We start from the raw sequence: 15471 nt of genomic DNA on the forward strand, positions 1-15471 counted from the left end.
GATTATGCAGTCCGATTGCGAGTGAGTGCGGCGATCCCCCCACCGTCGCCGTCGGCGTGATTGTCATCGCGCCCGTCGAGCGCGGCGAGCATCGCCATGTCGAAGGCCATCGTCACCAGCGTCCCCCCTTCCGGACGGTCGGCAAAGGTGATCGTTCCGCAATGTTCTTCGACAATCTTCTTGACGATCGCGAGCCCGAGTCCCGTGCCGCGCGCGCGCGTCGTCATATACGGCTCGACAATCCGGTCGCGTTCCACCGGCAGGCCAACCCCAGTGTCGGCGACGGTCACGATCGCGCGCGCACCCTCCTCCGCGATCGTCATCGTCACCGCGCCGTTGCTGCTCCCGGTCGCCTCAATCGCCTCGACGGCGTTCTTGACGATGTTGGTCAGCGCTTGGCCGATCTGGCGGCGATCGCAGACCAAGGTCGGGCCAGGATCGTCGTGAACGATTGAGAAACGCACGCCGGCGTGCGCCACTTCGTGGAGAAACACGGTGTTGCGGGCGATATCCACCAGTGATTCTTCGCGAAACACGGGCTTGGGCATGCGCGCAAAAGAGGAGAATTCGTCGACCATGCGGCGCAAATCGCCGACCTGGCGGATGATCGTCTCGGTTAGCCGGGCGAAAGTCGTGTCGCCCGCCTCTACCTTGCTTCCGTAGCGCCGTTGCAGGCGCTCGGCGGCGAGCTGGATCGGGGTGAGCGGGTTCTTGATCTCGTGCGCAATACGGCGCGCGACGTCGGACCAGGCGGCGCGGCGCTGGTCGAGCAATTGCTGCGTGATGTCGTCGAAGGTCAGGATCGGTCCGGTGCCGTCCCGCGCGATCCGCACGGCAAGCGTTCGCGCCTCGCCGCCGGCAGAGATCTGCACGATCGCCTCGCGTGCGGCGCCGTCGAGCAGCGCGGCGAGCTCTGGGGCGACCGTCGCGAGCGGTTTGCCGACCGGCGGTTCGGGCAGCGCGAGCAGCGTCTCGGCCGAACTGTTGATGAGGCGGATGGTGCGGTCGGGCGCGATCGAGATGACGCCTGCCGACACCCCCGACATGACCGCCTCGATCAGTGCACGGCGGCTGTCGAGCTGCGCATTGGCGGTAACGAGCGCAGTATTCTGCTCCTCCAGCCGCTCGGTCATGCGATTGAAGGTGTTCGCCAGCGTGCCGACCTCATCGCGCTCCTTCGTCTCGGCAACACGCGCAGAAAGATCACCGCGCTCGACGCGCCGCGCGGCGTCGACCAACTCGCCCACCGGCCGCACCAGCCGGTCGGCCACCGCAAGCGCGATCCATACGGCAACGCCGACGATCAGCAGCGAGAGCAGCAGCAGCGCGGCGTTGAAGCGAATCTGGAGCACGCGCGCGCGCGCCAGCAGCGCGCGATAATTCGCCAGCGCTGCCTCGGCGCGCTCGGTCTGCGTCGTCATTTCCTTGGGATCGGTGACGCGCGCGGCATAGAGATAGACACGCGTCGAGCCGGGCAGCTGCGTCACCGTCTGGATGCGATCGCCGGTCACGGTCACGACGCTGCGCTGCCCGCGTCGCAATTGCCCGACCGCGTCGGCCGACACCTGCCGCGCGAGATCGAGATCGTACGGATTGACGAACGCCAGCGTCTGCAACTCGCCGCGTGGCGACATCTGGAACAGCAGCGCTTCGGAGAGGCTGCGGAAATAGGTCTGCTGGAATAGGAAGGCGCCGAAGCGCGGATCGTCGATCGGGCGGTCCTGCAGCTCGCGCGACACGTCGGTCGCCATCGTCACCGTCGCCTCTTCCCAGCGCTGCAGGATCTGATTGTACGACGCGCGCGTCAGTGTGGTGGCATTCTCGAACACGCCGCGCGCGCGATCCGAATACCAGAATTGCACGCCATACTGGAACAGCAACGAGGCGGCGATCGTCACCAGTACCATCGGGACCGCGGCGACGACCGAGAACAAGGCGACGAGGCGGACATGTAATCGCCCTTCCCCGCCGACGGGCGAATTGGCGGCGCGGCGGCGCGCGATGCGGCGGCCGAGCAGCATCATCAGCGCCACGCCGGGAACAAGGTTGGCGATGAGCAGCAGCGCGACGACGCCCGGTGAGATCAGCCCCTCTGGACGTCCGGTATGGCTCACCACCACATAGGTGCCGATCGCGACCGCTACCGCCGCAAGAAGGACGGCGAGTTCGATCAGCGGCGTCACGGAGAAACGGCGCGCCGGCAGCGAAAAGGCGGTGGCTGGTGCCGTACCGGCGTTCATCGAGATCGCTTTACAACAAAGGTGTTGCAGCGAAAACACATAATTACGTCGTTCGCCGTCCCTAGCGGACAGCCTGCCGTGCGATCGGATCGATCCCCAATGTGTCGAGCCGCTTGCGCAGCGTGTTGCGGTTGAGGCCGATCGCGCGCGCAGCGCGCAGCTGATTGCCGCCATGGCGCGCCAGCATCGCCTCTATCAGGGGCCGCTCGACCTCGGCGAGAAGGCGATCGTAGAGCGTGCCGTCGTCGAGCGCCGCAGGCTCCGATCTCGCCAGCCGGTCGACGAACGCGCGCACCGCAGTGTCGATCGCGATATCGGTAGGCTGCGCGGTTGATGCCGCCCCATCGCCAAGCATCTGCGCGATCTCGCCCGCGGCGATGCGATCGTCGCGCGATAGCGCGGCAAGGCGGCGCATCAAGTTTTCGAGCTGGCGCACGTTGCCCGGCCAGTCGTGCTGCTCGAGAAGCTCGATCGCTCCGTTATCGAGCGTCTTGCGCGGCAGTCCGGCCTCCGCCGCGCGATCAAGGAAGTGCCGCGCGAGCATCGCGATGTCGCCGCGTCGCTCCCGCAGCGACGGCAGCGTGATCGGCACGACGTTGAGGCGATAGAACAGATCCTCACGGAAGTGGCCGCTCGCCACCGCCGTCATCAGATCGCGGTTGGTCGCCGCGACGATGCGAACATCGGCGCGGATCGTGCGTACGCCGCCGACCGTCGTGAATTCGCCCGACTGAAGCACGCGCAGCAGCCGCGTCTGTGCCTCAATCGGCATGTCGCCGATCTCATCGAGGAACAGCGTGCCTCCGGCTGCCTGCTCAAAGCGCCCCGCCGCCCGCTGCGCCGCCCCGGTGAAGGCGCCGCGCTCGTGGCCGAACAGTTCCGCCTCGATCAGATCGCGCGGGATCGCCGCCATGTTGATCGCGACGAACGGCGCCGCGCGGCGGGGTCCGAGATCGTGGATCGCGCGCGCGACGAGTTCCTTGCCCGTTCCCGACTCGCCCGCCACCAGCACCGTCAAATCGTTCGACACCACGCGCGCGACGACGCGATACACCTCCTGCATCGCTGGCGAGCGACCGATCAGCGGCAGTGCGGGATCGTCGTCCAGCTCCGCCGCCGGCTGTGCCGCGGCCGCGCGCTGCAGTGCGGCTGCGACGGTTCGCGTCAGCGTCTCGAGATCGAACGGCTTTGGCAGATAATCATAGGCGCCTGCCTCATTCGCGCGCACCGCGGTAGTGAGCGTATTGCGGGCAGACAGCACGATGACCGGCAGCTGCGGCAGCTCGGCCGCCATGCGCGCCGCGATGTCGATGCCGTCGCCATCGGGAAGCACGACATCGGTCAGCAGGACGTCGGGCGTTGCCTGCCGTATCTCGCGCTCAAAATCGGTAAGGCTCGCTGCCGTACGCACGCTATGCCCGGCGCGGCGCAGCGCGTGCGCGATGACGGTGCGGATCGCGACGTCGTCATCGACGAGCAGGACGTCGCCCGTCGTCACGAGGCGCGCGGCAGCAGGATGCGGAACACCGTCTCGTTCGGCGTCCCCTCACGCGAATATTGCACGATGCCGCCCATGTCGCGCACCAGCTTGTCGACCAGCGCGAGCCCGAGCCCCTTCCCCTCCGGTCGGCTCGAAACGAAGGGGTCGAACAGATGTTCGGCGATGTCTTCGGGTGCGCCAGGGCCGGTGTCGACGACGCAGATCTCGATCGGCAACGGCGAGCGGGGACGGCCGGGTCCGGGGGCGACCGCCATGCCGTGGCGGTACGACGTGGTCAGCGTGATCCGCCGCTCGCCGCGCTGGCCAAGCGCGGTGGCGGCGTTCTTCATCAGGTTGATGAGCACCTGGAGCAGCGCGTCGCGGTTGGCCAGCGCGCGCGGCAACGACGGATCGAAGCGCTCCTGGATGTCGATCCCGCGCGCGAAACCGGCAAGTGCGGCATCGCGCACGTGTGCCAGCAGTGGATAGATGTTGAGCGGCTCGACCGTCAGCGGGCGCGTGTCGGTGAAATCTTCCATTCGATCGATCAGCGCGGTCACGCGATCGACTTCGTCGATGACGAGCGTGGTGAGATCGCCCGGTTCGGCGCCGTCGGCGATGAGCTGCGCCGCCCCGCGGATGCTCGACAACGGATTCTTGATCTCGTGCGCCAGCATCGCCGCCGCGCCGACAGCCGAGCGCGCCGCCGCTGCCCGGTCGGCGGAATGGCCGAGCCGCCGCGAATTCGCCGCATGGTGCAGCGTGATCGCGCGCCAGCCGGGATGATCGACGAGCTCGACGGCGGCCAAGTCCACCCGGATGCGCAGCCCGCGCGAGGTTTCGAGCGCGAGATCGAACGCCGTGAACGCCCGCCCCTCTCGGATCGCGGCTTCATCGGGCAGTGGCAGGACATCGCCGATCGAGCGCCCGCGCATCGCGCGTTCCGATAGGTTGAGCATCAGCTCGCACTCGGCATTCGCCTGCGCGATCCGTCCGTCCGCATCGACGACCATCACCGCGACCGGCAGCGCGGCCAGCAGTTCCGCCGGCTCTGGCCCCCGCCGCGCCAGCATCACGCAGCCTCGCGGCTGCGCCACGGGGCGTAGAAGTCGGCGAGCATCGCCTTGACGCGTCGCGCATCGGGCTCCTGGTTCACCGCGTTGCGAAACTCGGCCGACCCGATCAGCCCCTTGGTGTACCAGCCGATGTGCTTGCGCGCCATATTGACCCCGGTGACGGTGCCATAATGATCGAGCATCGCGTCGTAATGCTCTGTGATCACGCGATATTGCTCGTCCAGCGACGGATCTGATCGGGGGGTCCGCCCGGCAAGCGCATCCATCACCTGGCCGAGCAGCCACGGCCGACCGTAGGCGCCGCGTCCGATCATTACCCCGTCCGCGCCCGATTGATCGAGCGCGGCGCGCGCATCCTCGATCGAGCAGATGTCGCCATTGACGATCACCGGCACGCTGACGGCGGCCTTCACCGACGCTACGAAACGCCAGTCCGCCGACCCCTTGTACATCTGATTGCGCGTGCGCCCGTGCACGGTAATCATCCGCGCGCCCAGATCTTCGGCGATGCGCGCGAGTTCGGGCGCGTTGAGGCTGTCGTTGCACCAGCCCATGCGCATCTTGACAGTGACCGGCGCCTTAACGGCCTGCACCACCGCATCGATGATCGCGGCCGCGTTCTTCAGATCGCGCATCAGCGCTGATCCGGCGTCGCCGCTCGTCACCTTGCGTACTGGACAACCCATGTTGATGTCGACGATCGCCGCGCCCTTGTCCTCGGCGAGCTTCGCGGCCTCCGCCATCTCATACGGCGTGCAGCCGACCAGCTGCATCGACACCGGCTCTTCGGACAAGTGCCACGCGGCCTTCTGGATCGACTGACGCGTCTCGCGGATCGCCGCTTGGCTCGCGATCATCTCGGTGACGTTGAGCCCCGAGCCGTAGCGCCGAACGAGGACGCGGAACGGCTGGTCGGTCACGCCGGTCATCGGCGCGAGCACGACGGGTTCGTCGATCCGCACTGGTCCGATCTGTACGGGAGCGAGCATGCGCATGGGTGTTGCCTGAAAAAGAGGCAGATACCGCGCGCGCCGGGCGCTGGCAAGGCCGGTGCGATAGCGCTAGGGCGCGCGCGATGAGACACGTCGCGTTGATTGTCGCCGCAGGCCGTGGTGAGCGGGCGGGCGGCAACGTCCCCAAGCAATATGCCCTGCTGGCCGGCCGTCCGATGATCGCGTGGAGCTATGAGGCGCTCGCCGCACATCCGGTGATCGACGAGGTGATCGTCGCGATCGCCTCGGGCCAGGAAGATCTGTTCGCGCAGGCGCTGCCGAACGCCCGCTTCGTCATCGGCGGCGAAACACGTGCCGATACCGTGCGGCGCGCGATTGCCGAGGTCGGGCAAGTCGATCGCATCTTGGTGCACGACGCGGCGCGTCCGTTCGTGCCGGCAGTGGTGATCGACCGGCTGCTTGCCGCGCTCGACACCGCCGAGGGCGCGATCCCCGTCCTGCCGGTCGCGGACACGCTGGTCGCCGCGGATGGCAGCGCGGTGCCGCGCGAGGGCGTCTCGCGCGTGCAGACGCCGCAGGCGTTCCGCTTCCCGGCGCTGGTACGTGCGCACGCGACCGGTCATGACGCGATGGCGACCGACGACGCGCAACTTGTACGAGCGCTTGGCGGATCGATCGCGCTGGTGCAGGGCGATGCGATGCTCGAGAAGGTCACCTATGCCGGAGACATCGCCTTGGCCGAGGCGCGGATCGGATGGGACACGCGCACGGCGACGGGCTTCGACGTGCACCGGCTCGAAGACGGTGAAGAGCTGTGGCTGGGTGGCGTGCTGATCCCGCACCATCAGGGGCTGAGCGGGCACAGCGACGCCGACGTCGCACTCCATGCGCTCACCGACGCCCTGCTCGGCACGATCGCAGCCGGCGACATCGGCCAGCACTTTCCGCCAAGCGATCCGCAGTGGCGCGGCGCCGAATCGGGACAATTCCTGCGCCACGCCGCCGATCTGGTGCGCGCGCGCGGCGGCCAGATCACCTTCGTCGACCTGACGCTGATCTGCGAGGCGCCCAAGATCGGCCCGCATCGCGGCGCGATCCAGGCGCGGATCGCGGAACTTCTTGCGCTCTCGACCGATCGCGTCAGTGTGAAAGCGACGACGACAGAGCGGCTCGGCTTCACCGGTCGCGGCGAAGGCATTGCGGCGCAGGCGGCGGCGACCGTCCGCCTGCCAGGAAGTTTCGCATGAGGCGCCTAGCCGCGCTCGCCGCTGCGCTGCTCCTCCCAACGCAGGCGATGGCGCAGACGCCGTGCCTGACGACGGGCGAGGCGGAGGCGATCACGCTAGTGGCCCTCCCCGACGTCATCCTCGAGACGGGTCGCGTCTGCACCGCGCTCCCCGCCGGCAGCATCGTCCGGCAGACGTCGGGCGCGTTCTTGGCGAAATATCAGGCGGAGGCCGACCGGGCGTGGCCCGCCGCGCAGGGCGCGATCGCAAAGCTCAGCGACCCCCGCGTGTCGATGCTGCTGCTCCAGTCCGACTATGCGCGCCCGCTGATCACCGCAATCCTCGCGCCGCAGATCGTGGGGCGTATACAGCCGAGCGACTGCCCAACGATCGACCGCATCGTGACGCTGCTCGCGCCGCTGCCGCCGCGGAACGTCGCCGGCGTCGTCGTCGCTGGCCTGCAGCATCTCAAGGCGGAGAAGGCGCGCGGCAAGGCGGTCGTCGCCGACCTGCCCGATCTGCCGGTCTGCGCCGCGGGGCGCCGATGAGCGACAGTCTTCTTCCTGCCGAGCTCGTGGCGGCGGCTGAGCGCGTCATCACCGCGAACCGCGCCGCCGGGCGACGAGTCGCGATCGCAGAGAGCTGTACCGGGGGGCTGGTCGCCGCGGCGCTGACCGAAGTCGCGGGGTCGTCGGACGTCCTCGAAGCTTCGATCGTCAGTTATTCGAACGAGGCGAAGCACGCGCTGCTGCGCGTCTCTACCGATGTCGTGGAAACGTTCGGCGCGGTCTCGATCGCGGTAGCGTGGAGCATGGCGCAGGGCGCTCTTGAGGCGACCAACGCCGATGTCGCAGTCGCGATCACCGGCATCGCGGGCCCGGGCGGCGGCAGCGAGAAGAAACCCGTCGGTACCGTCGTCTTCGCCCGCGCGGAGAGAGGCGGCAACCCGGCCGACGTCGTTGCCGATCGGCGTCAGTTCGGCGATCTCGGCCGCGCCGGGATCAGGCTTCAGGCGGCGTTGTGTGCGCTCGAACTGCTGATGCCTGTCGAGCCGCTGCCGTAAAGCGCGCGCGCGCGATCCTCGAACGCGCCGATCATCTTGCGCAACGCCATGGTGAAGACTTGTCCTGCCAGCATCTCGAACATCCGATTCTTGAACTGAAAGTCGACGCTGAAGTCGACCAAGCACCCTTCTCCGTCGGCGCGGAAGCGCCAGTCGTTACGCAGATATTTTAGCGGCCCGTCGACGTAATCGACGTGAATTCGCTCGGACGCGTCCTTCTCGACGCGCGAAGTGAACGTCTCGCGCAATCCCTTGAAGCCTACGATCATGTCCGCAAGCGTCTCGGTCGGCTCGTCCTTGCGAACGCGCATCGCGATCACCCACGGCAGGAACTTGGGATATGCCTTAACATCCGCGACGAGGTCGAACATCTGCTCGGCGGAATACGGCATCCGCCGCGTCTCGCTATGCTTTGGCAAGCTGCGCCTCGCGTGCCGCCTTCATCCGCGCGAAATCGTCGCCGGCGTGATAGCTCGATCGCGTCAGCGGCGAGGCGGCGACAAGCAGGAACCCTTTGGCGCGCGCGATCGCGGCATAGGCGTTGAACGCCTTCGGTGCGACGAATTCCATCACCTTGGCGTGGCGCGGGGTCGGTTGCAGATACTGGCCCATCGTCAGGAAATCGATGTCGGCCGAGCGCATGTCATCCATCACCTGGTGTACCTCGAGCCGCTCCTCGCCAAGTCCGAGCATCACGCCGGACTTGGTGAAGATCGACGGATCGTGACGCTTGACGCTCTCCAGCAGGCGCAGCGAGGCGTAATAGCGCGCACCGGGACGAATCGTCGGATAGAGCCGCGGGACTGTCTCGAGATTGTGGTTGTACACGTCAGGTCGCGCTTCGACGATCGACTCGACCGCAGCCTGCGCCTTGTTGCGGAAATCGGGCGTCAAAATCTCGATTGTCGTCGCGGGGGTGTTGCGGCGAAGCGCCTCGATCACCTTGACGAATTGCGATGCACCGCCGTCCGGCAGATCGTCGCGATCGACCGAGGTGATGACGATGTGTTGCAGCCCGAGTTCGGCCGCGGCCACCGCGACGTGTTCGGGCTCGAGCGGGTCCACCGCGCGTGGCATGCCCGTCTTCACATTGCAGAACGCGCAGGCACGCGTACACGTGTCGCCCAGGATCATCACCGTGGCGTGCTTCTTCGTCCAGCACTCGCCGATATTCGGGCACGCCGCCTCCTCGCACACGGTGGCGAGGTTGAGCCGGCGCATCAGCTGCTTGGTCTCGGCGAAGCCGACCGACGTCGGCGCCTTGACGCGGATCCAATCGGGCTTGCGGATCCGTTCTGGCCGCGCGAGCGTAGTGAGGTCGTTCATGACCGCGGCGAGATAGCGACTACGGCCGTGTGAAACAACGTCACGGAGGATCGATGACCGTCTTTACCGACCTGATCGCCGGCTACGGCCGCTTCCGCGCGCACGGCTGGGCCGAGGAGCGCGATCGCTGGGCTTCACTGGCCGAAGGCCAATCGCCCAAGGTGATGGTGATTGCCTGTTCCGACAGCCGCACCGATCCCGCGACGGTCTTCGACACGTCGCCGGGTGAGATCTTCGTCGTGCGCAACGTCGCGAACCTCGTGCCGCCGTTCGAGACGGGTGGAGGACGGCACGGCGTGTCGGCAGCGCTCGAATTCGCCGTAACCCAGCTCAAGGTCCCCGAGGTCGTCGTGATGGGCCACGGCATGTGCGGCGGCGTCCATGCGGCGCTGACGCAGCGGTTCGGTGATGCTGCGCCCGGCGAAGGGGGATTCATCGCGCACTGGATCGACCTGCTTGACGGCGCGCGCGACCGGATCGTCGCCGAGCACGGCGAAGGTGACGAGGCGATCCGCGCGCTCGAGCTCGAGACGGTTCGCGTCAGCGTCGCCAACCTACGCACCTTCCCCTTCGTACGTGAAGCGGAGGCGGCGGGCACGCTGACGCTGCGCGGCGCGTGGTTCTCGATCAAGGAAGGCGTGCTGTACGTGATGGACGAGCGCGGCGAGTTCGCACCGGCCTGACGCGGATCAGGGGATGATTGCGGTCCAGCGCCGCGGGCGTAGCACCAGCAGGTAATAACCCGCGGCGATCGCGATCTGCACGAGCGTGGCGATGATCGCCGGGCGCCCCTCCTCGAGATCGAACCACGTCGCCCAGGTGATCAGCGCCAGAGCGATCAGCGTGACGATCGGCGCAAGCGGATAGAGCGGCATGCGGTAGCGCGCATGGCCGGTCGTGCCTTTGCGTCGGCCGACGATCGCCGCGACGGCAATACCGGCGTAGATCGCGATCAGCCCCGCCCCGCTCCACACTTCGAGCAGTCGGAGCGGCAGGAAGCAAAGCAGCATGCCGACTCCACCGACCATCAGCGTGCCGATCCACGGGCTCTGCCAGCGCGGATGGATTGCCAGCATCCACGCATCGAACGGGCGTCCCCACGAACCGTCGCGCGCCGTGCCGTAGAAGAAGCGCGCGCAGGCCAGCACCCAGGCAATGATCGCGTTGACGATCGCGAGCGCCACGCCGAACGCGATCAGCTGTCCCGCACGCTCCCCGCCGACGCGCGTCGCCAGTTCGCCGAATGGGTTTGACGAGGCGAGTACGGCGGGCAGATCGACTGCGCCCATCAGCGCGGCGAGCAGCGGCACGCCCTCGAGGAGCAGCGTCCAGACGAGCGCCCACAGGATCGAGCGCGCGATACGGTGCGGCGCCTCGTGCATTTCTTCGCCGAAGTAGACGGCCGCGCCGTAGCCGTTGAAGGCAAAGATTGCGATCGACGCGGCGACACCGATCGAGGTGAGCGATGCCGGAACCAGTGCGCCGCCGGCGCCGAGCATCTGCGGATTGGTGAGGAAGCCGAGCGGATTGGCGCCCGCCTCGACCAAGCCGAAGGCGGTGACGGCGAACAGCGCCGCGATCTCGATCAGCAGAAAGGCGCCGGTGACGATCGCGTTGATGCGGATGTTGAGCAGGCCGATCAGCGTGCACGCGCCGACGACGGCGATCGCGGTTGGCACCTGCGGCAGGCCAGGGATCACGCCCGCCAGAACCTCGCGGATGCCGAGCCCGGCGACCGGAAGAAAGATGAGGTTGTTGAACACGTTGATGCCGAGCATCACGAACCCCGCGAGCGGCCCGAGCGTCTGCGCGACCATCACATATTCGCCGCCCGCCACCGGCCAGGCGGACGACAGTTCGGCGTATATATACGCCGTCGCGACGCAGACGACCGCGGCGATCAGCGTCGCCCAGATCGCGCCCGTTCCGGCGACCTGAAGCATCCCCGGTACGATGACGAAGACCGAGGAGGCCGGCGTGGTGACCGACAGCGTCAGGAACAGCACGCCGGCCACGCCTAGGCTGCGCGCAAGCGGCGTCGGGGACGCGGGCTGCATCCGATCTTCTAGCATCACAACCCCCCTAGCCCCGGCGGCGTGATGACATGGTTAATCGACGGACGCTAGTTGACGGGAACCGGGCCGCATACGGTGGTGAGCAGCCACGCAAGCCGATGCTCGATCGCGCGATCCTGGGCATGGTTGGCGCCAAGCGCGGCGAGCATGTCGGGCGCTTCGTTGCCAGCCAGTGCCAGCGCGGTTTCGATCGAGACGATCTCTGCCGCCTTTGCCTTGCGCAATGCGCCGATCAGAGCGGTATCGAGGATAGCGCCGGGCAGATGGCTTCGCGCGTCACGATCGGCATCATCCAGGATACCGGCCATCCACAGGTTCGACGGCGGACGGGCAAGGTCCGCCAGATCGTCGAGCCGCGCGGCGTGCTGGCGCGCGTTGGCGCGATCGCGTTCGATCGTATCGCGCAAGCCAGGGTCGGTCGCGGCATCCGCGAGGTTGGGCAAACGGTCGATCAGCAGCGACTTGCCGGCGCGTAGATCCTGCAGAGCGACGTGGAGCAGCGCAGCGCGCGAAGCGGTAAGCGTCATCTACGATCAGCGCGCCTGCCGCCGCGAGGTTCCGGCGTGCGCCTCACCCCGCGTCGGGCGCGACAGACGCCGTGATGTCCTTGCCCGTATCGGCGGTGACGCGGATATTTAGTTCGCGCAGCTGCTTGGCTGTCGCGAAGTTCGGCGCCCCCATCATCAGGTCCTCCGCCTTCTGCGTCATCGGGAACACGATCACCTCGCGGATGTTCGGCTCGTCGGCGAGCAGCATGACGATGCGATCGATACCCGGCGCCGATCCGCCGTGCGGCGGCGCGCCATATTTGAAAGCGTTGATCATGCCAGCGAAGTTGGTGTCGACGTCCTGCTGGCTGTAGCCGGCGATCTCGAACGCCTTGTACATGATTTCCGGGCGATGGTTACGGATCGCACCCGAAGACAGTTCGATGCCGTTGCAGACGATGTCGTACTGATAGGCGAGGATATCGAGCGGATCCTTGCTCTCCAGCGCTTCCATCTCGCCCTGTGGCATCGAGAAGGGATTGTGGCTGAAATCGACCTTCTTGGCGTCCTCGTCATATTCGAACATCGGGAAGTCCACGATCCAGCAGAATTCGAACCGGTTCTTGTCGATGATACCGAGCTGCTCGGCGACGCGGGTACGCGCGAGGCCCGCGAGCTTCGCCGCCTGCGCTTCCTTGCCCGCGGCGAAGAACACGCCGTCGTCAGGGCCGAGGCCGAGCGCATCAGCGAGCGCGTTCATCTTTTCCTCGCCGTGGTTCTTGGCGATCGGCCCGCCCCACTCGCCACCCTTGCGCGTCGCATAGCCGAGCCCGGCGAAGCCCTCGCCCTGCGCCCAGGCATTCATGTCGTCGAAGAATTTGCGGCTCTTCTCGGCGGTCGCGGGCGCCGGGATGGCACGCACCACGTCGCCCGCCTCGACGATCGAGGCGAACCGGCCGAAGCCCGACCCGACGAACTGTTCCGATACGTCGGAAATCAGGATCGGGTTGCGCAGATCGGGCTTGTCGTTCCCGTATTTCAGCATCGATTCACGATACGGAATGCGCTTGAACGGCAGCGGGCTGACGGTGCGCCGCTTGTTCTGCCAGTTGGCGAACTCCTCGAACACGCCGTGCAACACTGGCTCGATCGCGGCGAAAACGTCGTCCTGCGTGACGTAGCTCATCTCGAAATCGAGCTGGTAGAATTCACCGGGCGAGCGGTCGGCGCGCGCGTCCTCGTCGCGGAAGCAGGGCGCGATCTGGAAATACCGGTCGAAGCCGGCGACCATCAGCAGCTGCTTGAACATCTGCGGCGCCTGTGGGAGCGCGTAGAACTTGCCCGGATGAACCCGGCTGGGAACCAGATAATCGCGCGCGCCCTCGGGCGACGAGGCGGTCAAAATCGGCGTCTGGAACTCGGTGAAGCCCTGGTCGACCATGCGGCTGCGGATCGACGAGATCACCTTGGACCGCAGCATGATGTTGGCGTGCAGCTTCTCGCGACGCAGATCGAGGAAGCGGTAGCGCAGTCGGATATCCTCTGGATAATCCTGCTCACCGGCGACGGGCATCGGCAGTTCCTGCGCGTGGCTCTGTACCGTCGCTCCACGCGCGAACACCTCGATCTCGCCGGTCGCGAGGTTCGGGTTCACCGTCGCTTCAGAGCGCGCCTTCACCGTCCCATCGATCGTCACTACCGATTCGACGCGCAAGCTTTCGAGTAGCGGGAGCGCGGGCGAATCGCTGTCGGCGACGATCTGGGTGATTCCGTAGTGGTCGCGCAGATCGACGAACAGCACGCCGCCATGGTCGCGCTTGCGATGAACCCAGCCGGACAGGCGGACGTCCGCGCCAACGTGATCGGCGTCGAGCTGGGCGCAGGTGTGCGAACGATAGGCGTGCATGTATGTCATCTCACAAGCACCACCTCGGCGACGGGGCCGGGGTCCAGCGGCGGGATGGCCCGATACTGAGCCCTGGCCGTAGCCAGGACGGTAGGTTTTGGATGGCTCGCGCCCTCCCCTCCCGCCCCCTCTTTGTCAACCCGCGCCCGCGCGGCTATGGGCCGGCGCTTATGCACGTACACCCGCTCATCACCGACAGCGCGACACTCGCCAATCTCTGTGCCCGCCTCGCCGACGCACCCTTCGTCTGCGTCGACACCGAATTCATGCGCGAGAATACCTATTGGCCCGAACTGTGCCTGATCCAGATCGCCGATACCGAGGAAGCGGCGGCGATCGATCCCAAGGCGCCCGGGCTCGACATGAAGCCGCTGCTCGATCTTCTGACCGAGAATGACGAGGTTCTGAAGGTCTTCCACGCCGGCGGGCAGGACCTCGAGATAATCTACAACCTGACCGGTAAGACGCCCTATCCGCTGTTCGACACGCAGGTTGCCGCGATGGCACTGGGGCAAGGCGAGCAGATCGGGTATTCCAATCTGGTCGACAGCTGGCTCGGCATCCAGATCGACAAAGGCGCGCGCTTCACCGACTGGTCGCGCCGCCCGCTTGACGATCGGCAGGTCGATTACGCGATCGGCGACGTTACGCATCTGTCGAAGATCTTCCCGCGCATGCTGGAACGGCTGAAGAAGACGGGCCGCGGCGCGTGGCTCGATCAGGAAATGGAGCGGCTGGGCGATCCGGCCAATTACGCCAACGATCCCGATCTCGCGTGGAAGCGCGTGCGCATCTCCGGTCGGCGCGCCGACGTACTCGGCCGGCTAAAGGCGATCGCCAAGTGGCGCGAACTCGAGGCGCGATCGAAGGATTTGCCGCGCGGCCGCATCGTCAAGGACGAGACGATCGCCGATCTCGCGGGCCATCCGCCCAAGCGCCAGGCCGATCTCGCCAAGGTGCGCGGGCTTTCCACGACATGGGCGAGCAACGACATCGGCAAGCGGCTGATGACCGCGATCGAGGGTGCTGCGCCGCTCTCCACCGAGGAGATGCCGCCGCGCGACGATCGCAAGCCCGGGCTTGGCAAGGAAGGCGCGTTGGTCGCCGATCTGCTCAAGTTGCTGCTCAAAATTCGTGCGCGCGACATCGACGTCGCGCCGCGGCTGCTCGCGCGCGGCGAGGAGCTCGAGGCGCTGGCGGCGGGCCAGCGGGGTGATCTCGCGATCCTCGGGGGTTGGCGGTTCGATCAGTTCGGCCGCGATGCACTCGACCTTGTCGAGGGGCGGCTGGCCTTCGCGGTCAGCGGCGGCAAGCTGACCATGACACGGACGGAGCGATTGGCATGAAGCGCATTCTGATCCTGGCGACGGCGCTGGCCGGCTGCGCCACCGCTTCAGGCACACCCTCGTCCCCGCCACCTGCACCGGCTCCGGCGACCTGCGACGCCGCAGCCGTGCAATCGCTCGTCGGCACGCCCGCCGCCGCGATCGTCGATGCGCAGGTGAAGCGCCAAACCGGCGCGGCGCTCGTCCGCCGCTACGCCACCGGCGCGATGCTGACGATGGACTATCGCGCCGACCGGCTGAACGTTGAGAGCGATGCCGCGGGGACGGTCGTCAAACTCTCCTGCGGCTGAGG

At 67.0% G+C, this 15471-nt stretch carries 15 protein-coding genes; 6 read left to right on the plus strand and 9 right to left on the minus strand.

Going from position 1 to position 15471, the window contains the following annotated elements; all coding sequences use genetic code 11:
- Positions 1–2 precede the first annotated feature (2 nt).
- The 4 genes from B7L05_RS07595 to dusB all read right to left on the minus strand — a co-directional run bounded on the left by B7L05_RS07595 (position 3) and on the right by dusB (position 5791).
- Positions 3–2240 carry an ATP-binding protein gene (locus tag B7L05_RS07595; RefSeq protein ID WP_085809669.1) on the minus strand — a complete coding sequence of 746 codons (2238 nt, stop codon included), beginning with the start codon at positions 2238–2240 and terminating at the stop codon, positions 3–5.
- A gap of 61 nt (positions 2241–2301) precedes the next feature.
- On the minus strand, positions 2302–3738 hold the full coding sequence (gene ntrC / locus B7L05_RS07600; protein ID WP_085809670.1) for a nitrogen regulation protein NR(I): 1437 nt from the start codon (positions 3736–3738) through the stop codon (positions 2302–2304).
- Positions 3735–4793, minus strand: a complete 1059-nt coding sequence (locus B7L05_RS07605; protein ID WP_144037174.1) for a nitrogen regulation protein NR(II) — start codon at positions 4791–4793, stop codon at positions 3735–3737. The genes ntrC and B7L05_RS07605 overlap by 4 nt, the downstream gene beginning before the upstream one ends.
- Entirely contained in the window at positions 4793–5791 is a 999-nt protein-coding gene (gene dusB / locus B7L05_RS07610; RefSeq protein WP_085809672.1) for a tRNA dihydrouridine synthase DusB, read from the minus strand. The genes B7L05_RS07605 and dusB overlap by 1 nt, the downstream gene beginning before the upstream one ends.
- Positions 5792–5871: 80 nt before the next feature.
- On the opposite strand from dusB, the gene B7L05_RS07615 reads away from it, so the two are divergent.
- The 3 genes from B7L05_RS07615 to B7L05_RS07625 are packed head-to-tail and all read left to right on the plus strand — an operon-like array spanning position 5872 to position 8038.
- Positions 5872–6996 (plus strand): bifunctional 2-C-methyl-D-erythritol 4-phosphate cytidylyltransferase/2-C-methyl-D-erythritol 2,4-cyclodiphosphate synthase, encoded by a 1125-nt coding sequence (locus B7L05_RS07615; protein ID WP_085809673.1) that lies wholly within the window; start codon positions 5872–5874, stop codon positions 6994–6996.
- Complete coding sequence (locus B7L05_RS07620) at positions 6993–7523, plus strand: hypothetical protein (RefSeq protein ID WP_085809674.1); 531 nt, start codon at positions 6993–6995, stop codon at positions 7521–7523. The genes B7L05_RS07615 and B7L05_RS07620 overlap by 4 nt, the downstream gene beginning before the upstream one ends.
- A complete protein-coding gene (locus B7L05_RS07625; RefSeq protein ID WP_085809675.1) occupies positions 7520–8038 on the plus strand; it encodes a CinA family protein in 519 nt (172 codons plus the stop codon). Before B7L05_RS07620 ends, B7L05_RS07625 begins: the two co-directional genes overlap by 4 nt.
- Here the strand turns inward: B7L05_RS07625 and B7L05_RS07630 are convergent.
- The gene (locus B7L05_RS07630; protein ID WP_085809676.1) at positions 7984–8457 is read right to left on the minus strand and encodes a type II toxin-antitoxin system RatA family toxin; all 474 of its coding nucleotides are present in this window, start codon (positions 8455–8457) and stop codon (positions 7984–7986) included. The genes B7L05_RS07625 and B7L05_RS07630 overlap by 55 nt on opposite strands.
- Positions 8444–9364, minus strand: a complete 921-nt coding sequence (gene lipA / locus B7L05_RS07635) for a lipoyl synthase (protein WP_085809677.1) — start codon at positions 9362–9364, stop codon at positions 8444–8446. Before lipA ends, B7L05_RS07630 begins: the two co-directional genes overlap by 14 nt.
- 53 nt (positions 9365–9417) lie before the next feature.
- On the opposite strand from lipA, the gene B7L05_RS07640 reads away from it, so the two are divergent.
- Complete coding sequence (locus B7L05_RS07640) at positions 9418–10047, plus strand: carbonic anhydrase (protein ID WP_085809678.1); 630 nt, start codon at positions 9418–9420, stop codon at positions 10045–10047.
- A 6-nt stretch (positions 10048–10053) separates the two neighbouring features.
- Here the strand turns inward: B7L05_RS07640 and B7L05_RS07645 are convergent, their stop codons facing one another.
- From B7L05_RS07645 to aspS, 3 genes are all read right to left on the minus strand, one after another.
- Positions 10054–11421, minus strand: a complete 1368-nt coding sequence (locus B7L05_RS07645) for an APC family permease (RefSeq protein WP_256926652.1) — start codon at positions 11419–11421, stop codon at positions 10054–10056.
- A 65-nt stretch (positions 11422–11486) separates the two neighbouring features.
- Entirely contained in the window at positions 11487–11966 is a 480-nt protein-coding gene (locus B7L05_RS07650; RefSeq protein WP_085809679.1) for a DUF892 family protein, read from the minus strand.
- Between the two features lie 43 nt (positions 11967–12009).
- Positions 12010–13833: an aspartate--tRNA ligase gene (aspS, locus tag B7L05_RS07655; RefSeq protein WP_085809680.1), complete on the minus strand. Its 1824-nt coding sequence runs from the start codon at positions 13831–13833 to the stop codon at positions 12010–12012.
- Between the two features lie 170 nt (positions 13834–14003).
- Between aspS and rnd the strand changes: the two genes are divergently transcribed.
- Positions 14004–15179, plus strand: coding sequence for a ribonuclease D (rnd, locus tag B7L05_RS07660; protein WP_085809681.1), 1176 nt, complete (start codon positions 14004–14006; stop codon positions 15177–15179).
- Positions 15176–15469, plus strand: a complete 294-nt coding sequence (locus B7L05_RS07665; protein WP_085809682.1) for an I78 family peptidase inhibitor — start codon at positions 15176–15178, stop codon at positions 15467–15469. The genes rnd and B7L05_RS07665 overlap by 4 nt, the downstream gene beginning before the upstream one ends.
- Positions 15470–15471 lie beyond the last annotated feature (2 nt).

The sequence above is a fragment of the Sphingomonas sp. TZW2008 genome (genome assembly GCF_002117915.1).
Taxonomy (GTDB): Bacteria; Pseudomonadota; Alphaproteobacteria; order Sphingomonadales; family Sphingomonadaceae; genus Sphingomonas.

Bases quoted from the DNA above. Each gene is read 5' to 3' on its own strand.
- B7L05_RS07595 (WP_085809669.1), bottom strand. From the start codon at position 2,240: ATGAACGCCGGTACGGCACCAGCCACCGCCTTTTCGCTGCCGGCGCGC.
- B7L05_RS07605 (WP_144037174.1), bottom strand. From the start codon at position 4,793: ATGCTGGCGCGGCGGGGGCCAGAGCCGGCGGAACTGCTGGCCGCGCTG.
- dusB (WP_085809672.1), bottom strand. From the start codon at position 5,791: ATGCGCATGCTCGCTCCCGTACAGATCGGACCAGTGCGGATCGACGAA.
- B7L05_RS07615 (WP_085809673.1), top strand. From the start codon at position 5,872: ATGAGACACGTCGCGTTGATTGTCGCCGCAGGCCGTGGTGAGCGGGCG.
- B7L05_RS07620 (WP_085809674.1), top strand. From the start codon at position 6,993: ATGAGGCGCCTAGCCGCGCTCGCCGCTGCGCTGCTCCTCCCAACGCAG.
- B7L05_RS07625 (WP_085809675.1), top strand. From the start codon at position 7,520: ATGAGCGACAGTCTTCTTCCTGCCGAGCTCGTGGCGGCGGCTGAGCGC.
- lipA (WP_085809677.1), bottom strand. From the start codon at position 9,364: ATGAACGACCTCACTACGCTCGCGCGGCCAGAACGGATCCGCAAGCCC.
- B7L05_RS07640 (WP_085809678.1), top strand. From the start codon at position 9,418: ATGACCGTCTTTACCGACCTGATCGCCGGCTACGGCCGCTTCCGCGCG.
- B7L05_RS07645 (WP_256926652.1), bottom strand. From the start codon at position 11,421: ATGCAGCCCGCGTCCCCGACGCCGCTTGCGCGCAGCCTAGGCGTGGCC.
- B7L05_RS07650 (WP_085809679.1), bottom strand. From the start codon at position 11,966: ATGACGCTTACCGCTTCGCGCGCTGCGCTGCTCCACGTCGCTCTGCAG.
- aspS (WP_085809680.1), bottom strand. From the start codon at position 13,833: ATGCACGCCTATCGTTCGCACACCTGCGCCCAGCTCGACGCCGATCAC.
- rnd (WP_085809681.1), top strand. From the start codon at position 14,004: ATGCACGTACACCCGCTCATCACCGACAGCGCGACACTCGCCAATCTC.
- B7L05_RS07665 (WP_085809682.1), top strand. From the start codon at position 15,176: ATGAAGCGCATTCTGATCCTGGCGACGGCGCTGGCCGGCTGCGCCACC.